The sequence below is a fragment of the Salinivibrio sp. SS3 genome, from assembly GCF_001722105.1.
GTDB lineage: Bacteria > Pseudomonadota > Gammaproteobacteria > Enterobacterales > Vibrionaceae > Salinivibrio > Salinivibrio kushneri.
Genome location: NZ_MEBQ01000007.1, coordinates 155,138 through 171,541 on the forward strand (window position 1 = coordinate 155,138; position 16,404 = coordinate 171,541).

The window sequence follows — 16,404 nt, forward strand, 5'->3', positions numbered from 1 at the left end:
TTAATAAAAAGTTAATTGTTGTGTTCGCACAAAAGATAACGTGAATTTATGCGCATTGTGCACTGTCTATGCAGATAAAAAAACGGATGCGTGTAATGCTAAAGGTACGACTCAGTAAAGTAAAGTGTACGGTTAGGCTGGGGTAGTGAATCGAGCGGTCTAATGTCATAATCAAAGACGAATCACGGTGACCAATAAGGAGCGGCAGGGTGGAAAACCAACAACATCAAGCACCAATGCCACAAATCGCGATGCTTTCTACCGGAGAGGAAGTGTTGCTGGGAGATATCACGGATACCAATGCAGCATGGCTATCAAGGACTTTATTTGAGAACGGGCTAACGATGTCTCGCCGGGTGACCATTGGGGATGACCTTGATGATATGGCGATTGAATTAGTTCGGTTATCACAGACAGAGCAAGTGGTTATTGTGAACGGCGGGCTTGGGCCCACTACGGACGATCTCACCACGGCGGCGATGGCATCGGCGATGGGGGTGGAGCTGACACTGAACGAAGCGTGGCTCGATGAGCTGAAACAGCGGTTTGAGCGACACGGCCGGCCGATGGCACAAAGCAACCTTAAGCAAGCGATGTTACCTGACGGCGCGCGCTTAATTGAGAACCCGAAAGGAACAGCGTGTGGTTTTCACTGTGAACTCAATGGGTGTCATTTTTATTTTACGCCTGGAGTGCCCTCTGAGTTTTTCGACATGGTTGAGCGCCAAATCCTTCCTGAGTTGTTACATGTTTACGCAGCAAAAGCGCGATCTTGTTACCGTTTGTTTACATTTGGCTTGTCAGAGTCCGGGATCAGTGACGTGATGGCATCATTAGTGCTTCCTGGCGATGTGTCACTGGGCTATCGCTCGAGTTTGCCTTTTATTGAGGTGAAACTGTTTATTGATGCAGACCATGATGAAAAAGACACCCTCCTTGAGGCATTGCAACAGCGGCTTGCTGATTACGTGGTGTCATACAATGAGCCAATGGTGTCAGCATTAGCGTTTGACGTTAAACGTCACGGTATGGCGTTGAAAGTCGCCGAGCAATTTACCGGTGGCTGGCTATCAAGCTTACTCAATGGCCAAGCGGCTTACTTGGTTGAACAAGGCTGGGTAATGTCGAACGCGCATGTGCCGGAGCAAGCGGTGGCTAATCCTTTGGCGGCATCACTGGCGATGGCCAGTGCGACGATCAGCCCCGACCAAAAGCAAATTGGCCTTGCCTGTGGCCCGGAACTGCACGGACAAATTTGTGTGGCTATCTCCACACCAGAGGGCGAGTGGGGGCAGCGATTAAGCTTTAAACGGCAACTGTCTCACGACGATGCGCGCTGTTACATCTCTACGGTGTTATTAGATATGTTAAGGCGCTACTTAAGTGGGTATACGGTGATTGCCGATTATGCTTCACTGACACGACATGACGATATTTACATTGATGCAGACAGCATAGAATAGAAGGTCGGCAAGAGAACGGAAGGCGAGGCGATTGTATTACGCCTCGTTCACTTGTTTTTTGATGTCAGCGGGTTGGTAGTCGAACGCGATGGACACATCCGTCTGCGGCGCACTTTGACAAGCGAGGATTTCGCCTGGCATCACAAACGCCATACTTTCTCCCTGCGTGACAGACCCTTGATTAAGCTTACAGCGGCAGGCGCCACACATGCCATTTCGGCATTGATATTCAGGCTGAATACCGGCGTCTTCTAACTGCTCCAGCAAGTTTTGGTGGGTGTTGCCACCCACCATTATGCCGTTCACTTCGATGGTGATACGGGTCATAGCTCGAAGTCGCCAAAGTCTTCGACGCTGACTTCGTTATCGATCTGACCGACCAGATACGAGCTAATTTCGGCTTCCTGTGGTGCCACTTGAACATTGTCCGAGGACAGCCAAGCGTTAATCCAAGGAATCGGGTTTTGTGTCGCATTGTCATAGGCAGGCGCTAAGCCCACCGCAGACATACGCAGATTGGTAATGTACTCGACGTACTGACACAGGATATCTTTGTTCAGACCGATCATCGAGCCATCACGGAACAGATACTCGGCCCAATCTTTTTCTTGTTCAGCGGCTTTTTTGAACAAGTCAAAGCACTCTTGCTCGCATTCTTTAGCAATCTCAGCCATCTCAGGATCGTCTTGACCACTACGTAGAATGTTGAGCATGTGCTGCGTCCCGGTCAGATGCAGTGCCTCGTCACGGGCAATAAACTTGATGATCTTAGCATTACCTTCCATCAGTTCACGCTCGGCAAAGGCAAAGGAGCATGCAAAACTGACATAGAAGCGAATGGCTTCAAGCGCATTGACCGACATCAGGCACAAATACAGCTGGCGCTTGAGCGCGCGCAGGCTGACGGTGACTGTCTGACCATTGATCGAATGCGTCCCTTCGCCAAATTGGTGATAATAGTTACTCAGCTGAATAAGGTCATCATAATACTGGGCAATGTCTTCTGCGCGCTTTTGAATGTGCTCGTTCATCACGATGTCATCAAACACAATCGCCGGATCAGCCACAATATTACGAATAATGTGGGTGTAAGAGCGAGAATGAATGGTTTCAGAGAAGCTCCAGGTTTCAATCCAGGTTTCGAGTTCTGGAATAGAGACCAATGGGAGTAGCGCGACGTTAGGGCTGCGACCTTGGATAGAGTCCAGCAAGGTTTGATACTTCAAGTTACTGATGAAAATATGCTTTTCATGTTCAGGTAGCTTGTTGTAATCAATACGATCGCTCGATACGTCCACCTCTTCTGGGCGCCAAAAGAACGACAACTGCTTTTCGATCAGTTTTTCAAAAATTTCATATTTTTGCTGATCGTAGCGGGCAACATTAACGGACTGACCCAAGAACATGGGTTCTTTGAGCGGGTCATTGTTGATTTTAGAAAACGTACTGTAAGCCATGAATCTTATAAACCTCTAGAAAAGGGCCCAGAGGCCCTTTGCATGTCGTGTGTTAGATCTTACATGCACCGCCGGCACAATCGTCTTCAGCAGCTTGCGCCGCGGTTGATTCCGACTGACCATCGCTCGCGCCATCACGGGTGTTGTGGTAGTACAGGGTTTTAACCCCCAGTTTGTACGCGGTGAGCAAATCTTTAAGCAGCTGGTTCATAGGAACTTTACCGCTTGCATGTCGGCTCGGATCATAATTGGTGTTGGCAGAAATCGCTTGGTCAACGAATTTTTGCATGATACCGACTAGCTGTAAGTAACCTTCATTGCTGCCAATGTTCCAGAGCAGTTCGTAATTATCTTTATACTTGTGATACTCAGGTACCACTTGTTTGAGAATGCCATCTTTAGAGGCTTTCACTGAGACAAAACCACGTGGTGGCTCAATGCCATTGGTGGCATTTGAAATTTGTGACGACGTTTCTGACGGCATCAAAGCGGTCAGTGTTGAGTTACGTAAACCATGGGTTTGGATATCCTTGCGCAAGGTTTCCCAATCCAGATGTAATGGCTCATCACAAATCGCATCCAGGTCTTTCTTGTAGGTATCGATAGGGAGGATACCTTGTGAATAAGTGGTTTCGTTAAACGCAGGACACGCGCCTTTTTCTTTCGCCAGCTCCACGGACGCACGCAATAAGTGATATTGAATCGCTTCGAAAGTGCGGTGGGTGAGGCCATTCGCACTGCCATCCGAATAACGTACACCGTGCTTAGCGAGGTGATAGGCAAAGTTAATCACACCCACACCCAGTGTACGACGATTCATGGTCGCTTTGCGCGCGGCAGGTAACGGATAATCTTGATAATCCAATAACGCGTCAAGGGCACGAATGGTTAAGTCGGCCAACTCACCCAGCTCGTCGAGTGATTCAAGCGCACCCAGGTTAAAGGCGGACAGCGTACACAGTGCAATCTCACCGTTCTCATCTTCAACATTGTTCAGTGGCTTGGTCGGTAGCGCGATTTCCAAGCACAGGTTCGACTGGCGAATCGGGGCCACCGATGCATCAAACGGACTATGGGTATTACAATGGTCAACGTTTTGAACATAGATACGGCCGGTTGAGGCGCGCTCTTGCATCATCAGTGAGAACAGGTCGACCGCTTTTACCGTCTCGCGTTGGATAGTGTCGTCCGCTTCATACTGGGTATACAGACGTTCGAATTCATCCTGATCTTCGAAAAAGGCGTCGTACAAGCCAGGCACATCTGACGGAGAGAACAAGGAAATGTTGCCACCTTTAAGCAGGCGGGTATACATCAATTTGTTGATTTGAACCCCGTAATCCATATGGCGCACACGGTTTTCTTCCACACCACGGTTGTTCTTCAATACCAGCAGTGATTCCACTTCGCGGTGCCAAATTGGATAAAATAAGGTCGCTGCGCCACCACGGACGCCGCCTTGCGAGCAGCACTTCACCGCGGTTTGGAAATATTTATAGAACGGAATACAACCAGTATGGAAGGCTTCACCGCCACGGATTGGGCTACCCAACGCGCGAATACGGCCTGCGTTAATACCAATACCTGCGCGTTGCGATACATAGCGAACAATCGCGCTGGATGTGGCATTGATAGAATCTAAGCTGTCGTCACACTCAATCAGCACACAAGAGCTAAATTGACGTGTAGGCGTACGTACCCCAGACATAATCGGTGTTGGCAGTGAGATCTTAAACTGCGAGGCAGCATCATAAAAACGACGAATGTAGTCCAAACGTGTTTCTTTCGGGTATGACGCAAACAAGCAGGCAGCGACCATCATGTACAAAAACTGTGCGCTTTCGTAAATCTCACCGGTCACTCGGTTTTGCACTAGGTATTTCCCTTCCAGCTGCTTCACCGCGGCGTATGAGAAGTTCATATCGCGCCAGTGATCGAGGTAACTGTCTAGGGTATCAAGCTCTTCTTCGCTGTAGTCTTCCAAGATATGCTGATCATACTTGCCTTTCTCGACCATGTTTTTGACATGATCAACCAGCTTAGGGGGCTCGAACTGGCCATAGGCTTTTTTACGTAGGTGGAAGACAGCCAAGCGAGCTGCAAGATATTGATAATCCGGGCTCTCTTCGGAAATCAGATCGGCGGCAGCTTTGATGATTGTCTCGTGAATATCTTCCGTGCGCATGCCATCGTAAAACTGGATGTGAGAGCGCATCTCAACCAGAGAAACAGAAACGTTTGAGAGGCCTTCGGCAGCCCAAGTCACTACGCGATGGATTTTATCGAGGTTTAAGTTTTCTTTGCGTCCATCACGCTTTAATACGGTAATTTCTTGGTTCATTTGTATGCTTTCCCAATATTCCCTTGCCAAACTGCTCTTTTTCGCAAGTTTTTATAAAATGCTGATGATTTTTTGGTCGGCCTCTGTGCGGACATCTCGTCGCTAATACACTATATATAGGGGGCGATGTCCGGGTCGATTACAAGATAGTGATATAACCCGCTTTTTGCAAGCCAGTCTTTGATGGGGTGGGTGTGGATATCTTGGGGATGTTATATCTAAAGTTAGTAATCACCAACCTAGTGACGCAAGTCCGACAAGATTAGTGAAAATTTCAATCACTGAAAGGCAAAAATTGGCAATAAAAAAAATTTATTTTGATTGATCTTGGCGATGATCAGTGATCGTTTTTAACTGGTTGAAAAGACAGCAAACCCCACAAAATGTGGGGTGTGACTAGGATCCAAGAATGGCGCTAAGCTGATCCGGCCTGGCGAAAATATGATCTGCTTTCCAATTATGAACTAAGGCGTGATCGCCGGTGTAACCCCATCCTGCGACTGCTGCCCCCATATTCGCCGCGCGCGCCGCTAATATATCGTTTTCAATGTCTCCGACATACAGCCCTTGTTGTGGCACACAATTAAGGCTTTTTGCTGCTTCGAGCAAAGGCATAGGGTGTGGTTTGGCGTGGGCATAGGTATCAGCGCCAACGATGACCCTGGCCTCTTGCAGGCGAGGGAAAAAGGCGAGTAATTGATGCGTAAGCGCTTCGGGCTTATTGGTCACAATGCCCCAGGGGATGCGCAACTGATCCAGCTTGTCGAGCAGGGTGTCTATGCCAGCGTAAAGCTGGGTGCCATGGCATATCGCATCACCATAGTGATGAAGAAAACGCGCACGGAGGGCGACAGGGTCTTGATGTTGTGATTGTTCGCCAAATCCAGCGCTTAACAGACCGCGCGCGCCGAAACTTGTATGGGTATAAATTTGCTCGCGTGTTAACGGAGGCAAGTCAAACTCGGCGAGGACGCGGTTGGCGGCCTCACCCATGTCGGGGGCGGTGTCAAGCAATGTGCCATCTAAATCAAAGAGAATGGTCGATGGGGTCATGCTGGCAAGCTCCTTATCAGTCGGCTAGGGCGCGACGGTGTGAACCAGGTAATTCACATCGACATTGGCGTTGGAGAGTTTGTAGGTATCAAACACCGGGTTGTAGTGAAGCCCTATCATGTCTTTGGCCGTTAGCGGGGTGTTATCAATCATGTTCATCAGCTCTGAGGGGCGAATAAACTTATGGTGCTCATGCGTGCCTTTTGGCACCAATTTAAGCACATGTTCTGCTCCTAGAATTGCGAACAGCCAAGATTTGGTATTGCGGTTCAGTGTCGAGAAAAAGACATGACCACCGGGTTTTACCATCTGTGCACAGGCGTGAATCACGGAGGCGGGTTCAGGCACGTGTTCGAGCATTTCCATACAGGTGACAACGTCGTATTGCTGCGCATAGCTGCTGGCATGCTCTTCAGCGGTCGATTGGATATACTGCACATCGACACCTGCTTCAAGGGCATGGAGGCGCGCGACAGTTAAGGGCTCTTTGCCCATATCCAAGCCAGTGACCTCAGCGCCTTCTTGCGCCATGCTCTCCGCTAAGATACCGCCGCCACATCCGACATCAAGTACGGTTTTGCCGAATAATCCGCCTGCTTTGTCCAAGACATAATCGAGGCGTAATGGGTTGATCTGATGCAAAGGTTTAAATTCACCTTCTCGATCCCACCAGCGCGAGGCCATATCCTCGAATTTTTGAATTTCCGCCGGATCGACATTGGGTACTTGGCTCATAACTGCAGCTTCCTTATCGGTTTTGCTGCATTATAACGAAATCCAACGCGATAAAAAGAAGCCGTGCTTCTTGCGGGGCAGTGGGTGATATGACGGGGGATAGACAGCCTGAATCGGGGGCAAGGTGCACAGGTAGAGAAATAGCACGGCGGCCAGCCACCGCCGTGCAGAGAGCACGGCATTACGCCGCGGTTAAAATGGCGCTGATGGCGATTATGCCAGCCAAAAGGTATTTGCCTGCTATGAGACAGGCACCAATCGCGTTAACGATACGAGTGAGCATCATGCCTCCTCTATGTACCAGGTTGACCAACGTTAGGTCGGTCAGACACGTCACACCTAAGTATGGTTGATATTTCTCTGCCTGCTAAAAAAGTGATCGTGTGCTCAAGTTAAAGGGATCATTCCTTTTTCGCGCTCAGACACCTTGTGGGCATTTCTAGTAAAAAAATCATAGTTAGCTTCGCAAGTGGTGGCTTTTTGTCCGTGTAGACGCGCTCAGAGCGTCTGCTAACGAGATCCGTGATACATCTTAGCCATATTCGCGTGTCTCCACAGAGGGTTTGTGTTATTCTCCGTGGTCACGTATTTGAATACGCAAACATTATTTGAGGGATGTTGGCTCCATGAGCGATCTTGCTAAAGAGATCACGCCAGTCAATATCGAAGAGGAGCTGAAAAGCTCGTATCTCGACTATGCAATGTCCGTCATTGTTGGCCGAGCTCTTCCTGACGTGCGTGATGGCCTAAAGCCAGTACACCGCCGCGTATTATTCGCGATGAACGTACTTGGCAACGACTGGAACAAGCCATATAAGAAATCGGCCCGTGTGGTCGGCGATGTAATCGGTAAATATCACCCCCATGGTGATAGTGCGGTATACGACACCATTGTGCGCATGGCACAGTCGTTCTCACTGCGCTACATGTTGGTAGATGGCCAAGGTAACTTCGGCTCTATCGACGGTGATTCAGCCGCGGCAATGCGTTATACCGAAGTGCGTATGGCGAAAATTGCCCATGAGCTGCTTGCCGATCTCGACAAAGAAACCGTGGATTATGTGCCGAACTATGATGGTACTGAGCAAATCCCGGACGTATTGCCAACGCGTGTCCCCAACCTGCTGGTTAACGGCGGCTCCGGGATTGCGGTCGGGATGGCAACCAACATCCCACCTCACAACTTAACCGAAGTCGTTAACGGGTGTCTGGCGTATATCGATAATGAAGATATCACTATTGATGAGCTGATGGAGCACATTCCAGGCCCAGACTTCCCGACAGCGGCAATGATTAATGGTCGCAAAGGGATTGAAGACGCGTATAAAACCGGGCGTGGCAAAATCTACTTGCGTGCCAAGGCGGATATCGAAACTGACAAAAATGGTAAAGAGACCATTGTTGTCAATGAAATCCCCTATCAAGTCAACAAAGCGCGTTTGATTGAAAAGATTGCCGAGCTGGTTAAAGACAAAAAAATTGACGGCATTTCCGCGCTGCGTGATGAGTCCGATAAAGAGGGCATGCGGATTGTTATTGAGTGTCGGCGCGATGCGGTGGCTGAGGTCGTACTGAACAACCTCTACGCGCAAACCCAATTACAGACGTCATTCGGCATGAATATGGTGGCGCTGGATAATAACCAGCCGAAGCTCTTTAACCTTAAAGGGATGCTTGAGTGCTTTGTTAACCACCGCCGTGAAGTGGTCACACGTCGTACCGTGTATGAGTTGCGTAAAGCGCGCGACCGTGCCCACATCCTCGAAGGCTTAGCGGTTGCGCTGGCTAATATCGATGAAGTGATTGAGCTCATTCGTCAAGCGCCCACCCCTGCTGTGGCCAAGCAAGAGCTACAAGATCAAGGTTGGGGACTTGGGGGCGTATCCGCCATGCTGGAAGCCGTGGGCGGTGAAAACGCCCGTCCAGAATGGCTGGCGCCAGAATTTGGTGCCCGTGATGATGGCTCGTACTATCTGACCGAGCAGCAAGCACAAGCGATCCTTGATTTACGTCTGCACAAGCTGACTGGACTTGAGCACGAAAAGATTTTAGACGAATACAAAGGCTTGCTGGAACAAATTGCGGAGCTGCTGCATATCTTGGCCAGTACCGAGCGCTTGATGGAAGTGATCCGTGAAGAGCTTGAAGCGGTGCGTGATGGTTTTGGCGACAAACGTCTGACCGAAATCACCGCAGCGAGTGCCGACATTGATATTGAAGATCTTATCAATGAAGAAGACGTGGTGGTGACCTGGTCACATGACGGTTATGTTAAGTATCAGGCTCTGAGCGATTATGACGCGCAGCGCCGTGGTGGTAAGGGGAAATCAGCGACGCGAATGAAGGATGAAGACTTCATTGAGCGACTGCTGGTTGCTAACACCCATGACACGATTCTGTGCTTCTCAACGCGCGGCCGCATGTACTGGCTGAAAGTGTATCAGCTGCCCCATGCATCGCGTAACGCGCGCGGTAAACCGATTGTGAATTTACTGCCGCTGGAAGACGATGAGCGTATTACCACGATTTTGCCAGTGCGTGAGTATGAAGAAGACAAATACGTCTTTATGGCCACAGCGCATGGCACGGTGAAGAAAACGCCACTGACTGACTTTAGCCGTCCACGTAGTGCCGGGATCATTGCCGTGAACTTGCGTGAGGGCGATAGCCTGATTGGTGCTCAGCTCACTGACGATAGCAGTGAAGTCATGCTGTTCTCGCAATTCGGTAAAGTGGTGCGTTTCCTGGCATCCAATGACACCGTTCGTGCGATGGGTCGTACTGCCGCGGGGGTACGAGGCATTCAATTGGCTGAAAACGATCAGGTCGTCTCTTTGATTGTGCCGCAAGAGAATGCGGAAATCTTGACCGTGACCGAGAATGGCTTTGGTAAGCGTACGGCGTTGGCAGAATACCCCACCAAGAGTCGTGCGACCAAAGGGGTGGTTTCGATCAAAGTGTCTGAGCGTAACGGCGATGTTGTCAGTGCCATCCAAGTCTGTGAAGGCGATGAGCTGATGATGATCACCAATGCGGGAACCTTAGTCCGTACTCGCGCAGAAGAGGTGAGCCAAGTAGGGCGTAACACCCAAGGTGTACGCTTGATTCGCGTCAGTGATGACGAGAAAGTGGTGGGCCTGCAGCGCATCGAGGAACCAGATGAAGAGGAGATGGAAGCGCTGGCTAATGAAGCCGGGACAACCACTCAGTCTGACGGTGGCAAAGCATCAGCGCCTATCAATGATGGCGAACGCGATGATAATGATCAGTCGCCTGCGTCTGATGATGATCAAGACGCGTAAGTCGTCGCTGAGATAACGTCTTAAGGGTGCAGTGAACTGCACCCTTTTTTATTGCCTATTAACAGGAGTGATGGCGGAAATTGTGTTCGGATCGGCGTTGGCGCTTTCAAATTGTTCGCGAAACGTGTTAAATCAATCACACGCCTTTTAAAACAGAGAAACCCTTGCGGCGTTCGGCGCCGCAAGTGACAAATAAGCAGGAGCCCCTCCCCAACATGGATAAGGTATATAATTTTTCCGCAGGCCCCGCGATGTTGCCACGCGAGGTGATGCTAAAAGCGCAAAAAGAATTGATGAACTGGCAAGACTTTGGTACCTCGGTGATGGAAGTGTCGCATCGCAGCCAAGCATTCTTAGCCCTTGCCCGTCAGTCAGAGCAAGATTTGCGTGAACTCCTAGTGATTCCTGACAACTACCATATTCTTTTTTGTCAGGGAGGCGCGCGTGCGCAATTCGCCGCGGTGCCCATGAATCTGATGGGGAGCCACACCATCGCCGATTATGTCGATGGCGGCTACTGGGCCGAAAGTGCGGTCAAAGAAGCCAAACGCTATTGCACGCCCAATGTTATCAATGTTCGCCGCGAGCGAGAGGGCAAGCGCGCTATCTCGCCGGCCAAAGACTGGCTACTGAGTGATGATGCGGCGTATGTCCATTTCTGCCCTAACGAAACCATTGATGGTATCGAAATCAATGATTTGCCTGAAACCCATAAACCCATTGTCGCGGACATGTCGTCAACCATCCTGTCACGTCCGATTGATGTGTCGAAATATGGGGTGATTTACGCTGGCGCGCAAAAGAACATTGGTCCTGCCGGGCTGACCTTGGTGATTGTGCGTGATGATTTACTCGGTTTAGCCAAAGACGTCTTGCCTAGTGTGCTTAATTATCAAGTGTTAGCCGAGAAAGACTCGATGTTTAACACGCCACCGACCTTTGCTTGGTATCTGGCCGCCGAAGTCTTTAAATGGCTAAAAAAACAAGGCGGGATCGAAGCGATTTATGCGCGCAATCAACAAAAAGCAGCCCTGCTTTACCAAGCGATTGATCAATCGAGCTTATATCGTAATGACATTCACCAAGACAATCGTTCCTTGATGAATGTGCCGTTTCAGTTGGCGAACAGCGACCTGGATGAGACTTTCCTTGCTGAAGCAACGGAACAGGGCTTACAGGCGCTGAAAGGCCACAGAGATGTGGGCGGCATGCGTGCATCTATCTACAACGCCATGCCCCTTGAGGGCGTTCAAGCCTTGGTCGACTTTATGGCCAAGTTCGAGAAAAAATACGGCTAGTAAAGGGGCGTGACAGTCAAGCTAGACTGCCGCGTTAAGATGCCACAGGGTGACCTTCCCAAATCATTGGCGCTTGTGGCCATCTCTTGGCGTTATCTGCCAATGGCTCGAGCACAAAACCAAGCCGCTTCTCTACGGGGAAGCGGTTTTTTATTTGGGAGGCGAGGATGACAAAAATAATAATTGTGAGGTAACCGGTATTTTGGTTACTCTGGGGGCACTAAGCATCACGGATATAAACCAGAATGGAGCAACTGACACTTTCCCCGATTTCTCATGTTAACGGCCAAATTAATCTTCCCGGCTCTAAAAGTGTGTCTAACCGCGCGCTATTGCTTGCCGCGTTAGCCTCAGGCACCACCCGATTAACCAATTTACTGGATAGTGACGACGTGCGGCATATGCTCAATGCATTTACTGCGTTGGGGGTTGACTATCAATTGTCCAGCGATCGCACCGAATGTGTGGTGCAAGGACTGGGACAACCGTTTAATACCGCTGAGGCGACCACGCTGTTTCTCGGCAATGCGGGAACGGCGATGCGACCATTAACGGCTGCATTGTGCCTAGGTGAGGGGGATGTCACCCTGACAGGTGAACCGAGAATGAAAGAGCGCCCGATTGGCCATCTTGTTGACGCCCTGAATGCGATTGGTGCTGATATCCACTATCTTGAGACTGAAGGCTATCCGCCACTACGTATCCATGGCACTGGCTTGGCGGGTGGCGACGTTAGCATTGATGGTAGCATCTCCAGTCAGTTTCTCACCGCATTACTGATGGCCGCGCCATTTGCGGAGCAAGAGACCCGGATCACCATTAAAGGGGATCTGGTCTCTAAACCTTATATCGATATTACCCTAGCCATCATGGCGCAATTTGGTGTTGAGGTACAAAATGATCAATACCAAGCGTTTGTGATCCCTGCCGGGCAGTGTTATCAATCGCCAGGCCATTTTATGGTAGAGGGCGATGCATCATCAGCCTCGTATTTTCTTGCCGCAGCCGCAATCAAAGGCGGAGAAGTGAAAGTCACGGGTATTGGGCGTCATAGCGTACAAGGCGACATTCAGTTTGCCGACGCACTCGCGGCGATGGGGGCTGAGATCGAGTGGGGAGAGGATTATGTGCTTGCCCGTCGACAAACACTTAAAGGCGTCGACATGGACTTTAATCATATTCCTGATGCCGCGATGACTATTGGTGTGGCCGCTTTATTTGCCGAGGGACCGACGTGGATCCGCAACGTGTACAATTGGCGGGTCAAAGAAACCGATCGTCTGTACGCAATGGCTACCGAGCTTAAAAAGGTAGGTGCTGTGGTTGAAGAGGGCGAAGACTATCTGTACGTCGAGCCACCAACGCAGTTGCAACATGCGGCCATCGACACCTATGACGATCACCGAATGGCAATGTGCTTCTCGCTAGTAGCGTTAAGTGACACGCCCGTCACTATCAACGACCCAGGCTGCACCTCAAAAACCTTCCCGGATTATTTCGAGAAGCTCGCGGCAATCAGCATTGCGGAATAATCATACTGCAACTCATTGCTGCTGATATCGACGCAGCAGCAATGATTTCCTGCCGGATTTCTTCTATACTGTGCGCCGATTTATCGATGGGCTTGTTGGGCAAACGGTGTGTTTGTCGCATGACGATATGCCAGGCGTCAAACCCGTTTTAAGCCGCAAGCGACGCGAATCGAGTAAAGTTGACGAACGTGGAGAGATTTATGCCGACACAGGCGCCTGTGATTACAGTAGATGGCCCAAGTGGTGCAGGAAAAGGAACCTTATGTATGCGGTTGGCGGAGACACTAGGCTGGCATTTGCTAGACTCTGGCGCCATCTACCGTGTTTTGGCATTAGCGGCGATTCATCATGACGTAGATACCGCATCAGAAGACGCGCTGGTACCGTTGGCGGCGAACCTAGACGTCCAATTTATCGCTGAGGGTGAACTGGTGAAGGTGATCCTCGAAGGGGAAGATGTGTCTGGTGCCTTACGCACTGAACAAGTGGGCAACCAAGCATCAAAAGTCGCGGCCCTCCCGCGTGTTCGCGAGGCATTGTTGCGCCGTCAGCGTGCGTTTGTCGGCGAGCCAGGTTTGATTGCTGATGGCCGTGATATGGGCACCGTGGTCTTTCCGCAAGCCGAGGCGAAAATCTTCCTGGATGCTAGCGCAGAAGAACGCGCGCGCCGGCGCCAGCATCAGTTGCAAGGCAAGGGGGTTAATGTTACCTTTGACCGCCTTTTAAGCGAAATTCAAGAGCGTGATGATCGTGACCGCAATCGAGCGGTGGCGCCATTGCGTCCCGCGTCAGATGCATTAGTGCTAGACTCAACGTCGCTATCAATCGACGAAGTGATTGCACAAGCACTGGCGTTTATTGAAAGCAAATTATCGGCTGCATAAGCAGTCTATAACCGTTAGCTGCAAGGATGATAGCTAACATATTTAACAACCCCATGCGGTAGGATACCCGTGGACGTTTATCAAATTGAAGATTTAAATATAATGACTGAATCTTTTGCTCAACTCTTTGAAGAGTCTCTAAAAGAAATCGAAACTCGCCCAGGTTCTATTGTTAAGGGTACTGTTGTTGCTATCGAGAACGGTTTCGTTCTGGTTGACGCAGGCCTGAAATCTGAATCGTCTATTCCAGCTGACCAATTCAAGAACGCTGCTGGCGAACTTGAAATTGAAATCGGCGGTGAAGTCGATGTAGCCCTGGACGCAGTGGAAGATGGTTTCGGTGAAACTCAGCTTTCTCGTGAGAAAGCGAAGCGTCACGAAGCTTGGATCCAGCTAGAGAAAGCGTACGAAGAAGCTGAAACCGTTAACGGTGTTATTAACGGTAAAGTGAAAGGTGGTTTCACCGTAGAACTGAACGGCATCCGTGCGTTCCTACCGGGTTCACTGGTTGACGTTCGTCCAGTACGTGATACTTCTCACCTGGAAGGCAAAGAGCTCGAGTTCAAAGTAATCAAGCTTGACCAGAAGCGCAACAACGTTGTGGTTTCTCGTCGTGCGGTTATCGAGTCAGAAAACAGCGTTGAGCGTGACGAGCTGCTAGCTTCTCTGCAAGAAGGCATGGAAGTTAAAGGTATCGTTAAGAACCTGACTGACTACGGTGCGTTCGTTGATCTTGGCGGCGTTGACGGCCTGCTTCACATCACTGACATGGCGTGGAAGCGCGTTAAGCACCCATCAGAAATCGTTAATGTTGGTGACGAAATCAACGTTAAGGTTCTGAAGTTTGACCGTGAGCGTACTCGCGTATCGCTTGGCCTGAAACAACTGGGTGAAGATCCATGGGTAGCTATTGCTAACCGTTACCCAGAAGGTCACAAGCTGACTGGCCGTGTAACCAACCTAACTGACTACGGCTGCTTCGTTGAAATCGAAGAAGGCGTTGAAGGTCTGGTACACGTGTCTGAAATGGACTGGACCAACAAGAACATCCACCCATCTAAAGTGGTTAACGTGGGTGACGAAGTTGAAGTCATGGTTCTGGACATCGACGAAGAGCGTCGTCGTATCAGCCTTGGTCTGAAACAGTGTAAAGCCAACCCATGGCAGCAATTCGCTGAAACTCAGAACAAAGGCGATCGTGTAACTGGTAAGATCAAGTCAATCACTGACTTCGGTATCTTCATCGGTCTAGACGGCGGCATCGACGGTCTGGTTCACTTGTCTGACATTTCTTGGAACGTGGCTGGCGAAGAAGCCGTTCGCGAATACAAGAAAGGCGACGAGATCTCAGCAGTGGTTCTTCAGGTTGACGCCGAGCGTGAGCGTATCTCACTGGGCATCAAGCAGATGGAAGAAGACCCATTCAACAACTACCTGGCGGCGAACAAGAAAGGTGCTATCGTTAACGGTACGGTAACGGCTGTTGACGCGAAAGGCGCAACTGTTGAGCTTGCAGAAGGTGTTGAAGGTTATCTGCGTGCTTCTGAAGCCGCGCGTGACCGTGTTGAAGACGCGACACAAGTCCTTTCAGTTGGCGACAGCGTTGAAGCGAAGTTCACCGGCGTTGACCGTAAGAACCGCGTTCTGAACCTGTCTGTTCGTCTGAAAGACGAAGCTGACGAGCAAGAAGCGATGGCTAGCCTGAACAAATCTGATGAAGGCGCTATCGGTAATGCTATGGCTGACGCGTTTAAAGCAGCGAAGAGCGAATAATGTATAAGTTGAGGGGGAAATTTTCCCCCTCTGCATTTATACTGTTGAGAAACATACTAAAGCGGGGTGTCTATGACCAAATCTGAGTTAATTGAAAGGCTCTGTAGTCAGCAAGCCCATCTGTCTGCTAAGCAGGTAGAGGATGCTATCAAGGAAATCCTTGAGCATATGGCGATCACACTTGAAAGCGGTGATCGGATCGAAATCCGTGGTTTTGGTAGTTTCTCACTGCATTATCGCGCGCCTCGTGTGGGGCGTAATCCGAAAACAGGGGAAAAAGTGGAGCTTGACGGTAAATACGTCCCGCACTTCAAACCTGGTAAGGAGCTTCGTGATCGCGTTAACATCTATGGTTAAGCGATAGACGCTGGAAAAAACGGCATGCTGCAGGTATGCCGTTTTTTTATGCCTATCGATCATAGCTTGCGTGGCGAATTTCCTGCATAATCATACCTTCTGTGTAAGATCTTGTACCCACAGCTAAAACCTTGCCACTTGCCATCATGCGAGTGGACAGCGCGAGCCAAGGGTGTATTAGTAACGTTTTGTTGTATCAAGCAAACGTT

12 protein-coding genes are annotated in these 16,404 nt (G+C 50.0%); 7 read left to right on the forward strand and 5 right to left on the reverse strand.

Annotated features, from left to right (window positions below):
- Positions 1–209: 209 nt before the first annotated feature.
- The gene (locus BGL48_RS04095; protein WP_255377316.1) at positions 210–1,463 is read left to right on the forward strand and encodes a CinA family nicotinamide mononucleotide deamidase-related protein; all 1,254 of its coding nucleotides are present in this window, start codon (positions 210–212) and stop codon (positions 1,461–1,463) included.
- Between the two features lie 36 nt (positions 1,464–1,499).
- Here BGL48_RS04095 and yfaE read toward each other — a convergent pair whose 3' ends face one another.
- The 5 genes from yfaE to ubiG all read right to left on the reverse strand — a co-directional run bounded on the left by yfaE (position 1,500) and on the right by ubiG (position 7,049).
- Positions 1,500–1,790: a class I ribonucleotide reductase maintenance protein YfaE gene (yfaE, locus tag BGL48_RS04100; RefSeq protein ID WP_069361458.1), complete on the reverse strand. Its 291-nt coding sequence runs from the start codon at positions 1,788–1,790 to the stop codon at positions 1,500–1,502.
- Positions 1,787–2,920 carry a class Ia ribonucleoside-diphosphate reductase subunit beta gene (gene nrdB / locus BGL48_RS04105; RefSeq protein ID WP_069361459.1) on the reverse strand — a complete coding sequence of 378 codons (1,134 nt, stop codon included), beginning with the start codon at positions 2,918–2,920 and terminating at the stop codon, positions 1,787–1,789. Before nrdB ends, yfaE begins: the two co-directional genes overlap by 4 nt.
- Positions 2,921–2,972: 52 nt before the next feature.
- Positions 2,973–5,261 carry a class 1a ribonucleoside-diphosphate reductase subunit alpha gene (gene nrdA, locus BGL48_RS04110; protein WP_069361460.1) on the reverse strand — a complete coding sequence of 763 codons (2,289 nt, stop codon included), beginning with the start codon at positions 5,259–5,261 and terminating at the stop codon, positions 2,973–2,975.
- 396 nt (positions 5,262–5,657) lie between these two features.
- A complete protein-coding gene (gph, locus tag BGL48_RS04115; RefSeq protein ID WP_069361461.1) occupies positions 5,658–6,314 on the reverse strand; it encodes a phosphoglycolate phosphatase in 657 nt (218 codons plus the stop codon).
- A 24-nt stretch (positions 6,315–6,338) separates the two neighbouring features.
- Positions 6,339–7,049 carry a bifunctional 2-polyprenyl-6-hydroxyphenol methylase/3-demethylubiquinol 3-O-methyltransferase UbiG gene (gene ubiG, locus BGL48_RS04120; RefSeq protein ID WP_069361462.1) on the reverse strand — a complete coding sequence of 237 codons (711 nt, stop codon included), beginning with the start codon at positions 7,047–7,049 and terminating at the stop codon, positions 6,339–6,341.
- Between the two features lie 626 nt (positions 7,050–7,675).
- Between ubiG and gyrA the strand changes: the two genes are divergently transcribed.
- The 6 genes from gyrA (at position 7,676) to ihfB (ending at position 16,195) form a co-directional block, all read left to right on the forward strand.
- Positions 7,676–10,351: a DNA topoisomerase (ATP-hydrolyzing) subunit A gene (gyrA, locus tag BGL48_RS04125; RefSeq protein WP_069361463.1), complete on the forward strand. Its 2,676-nt coding sequence runs from the start codon at positions 7,676–7,678 to the stop codon at positions 10,349–10,351.
- Positions 10,352–10,566: 215 nt separating this feature from the next.
- On the forward strand, positions 10,567–11,649 hold the full coding sequence (gene serC / locus BGL48_RS04130) for a 3-phosphoserine/phosphohydroxythreonine transaminase (protein ID WP_069361464.1): 1,083 nt from the start codon (positions 10,567–10,569) through the stop codon (positions 11,647–11,649).
- Positions 11,650–11,894: 245 nt separating this feature from the next.
- Positions 11,895–13,181, forward strand: a complete 1,287-nt coding sequence (gene aroA, locus BGL48_RS04135; RefSeq protein ID WP_069361465.1) for a 3-phosphoshikimate 1-carboxyvinyltransferase — start codon at positions 11,895–11,897, stop codon at positions 13,179–13,181.
- Between the two features lie 200 nt (positions 13,182–13,381).
- Positions 13,382–14,065 carry a (d)CMP kinase gene (cmk, locus tag BGL48_RS04140; protein ID WP_069361466.1) on the forward strand — a complete coding sequence of 228 codons (684 nt, stop codon included), beginning with the start codon at positions 13,382–13,384 and terminating at the stop codon, positions 14,063–14,065.
- 102 nt (positions 14,066–14,167) lie between these two features.
- A complete protein-coding gene (gene rpsA / locus BGL48_RS04145) occupies positions 14,168–15,838 on the forward strand; it encodes a 30S ribosomal protein S1 (RefSeq protein ID WP_069361506.1) in 1,671 nt (556 codons plus the stop codon).
- 72 nt (positions 15,839–15,910) lie between these two features.
- Positions 15,911–16,195, forward strand: a complete 285-nt coding sequence (gene ihfB, locus BGL48_RS04150) for an integration host factor subunit beta (protein ID WP_069361467.1) — start codon at positions 15,911–15,913, stop codon at positions 16,193–16,195.
- Positions 16,196–16,404: the final 209 nt, after the last annotated feature.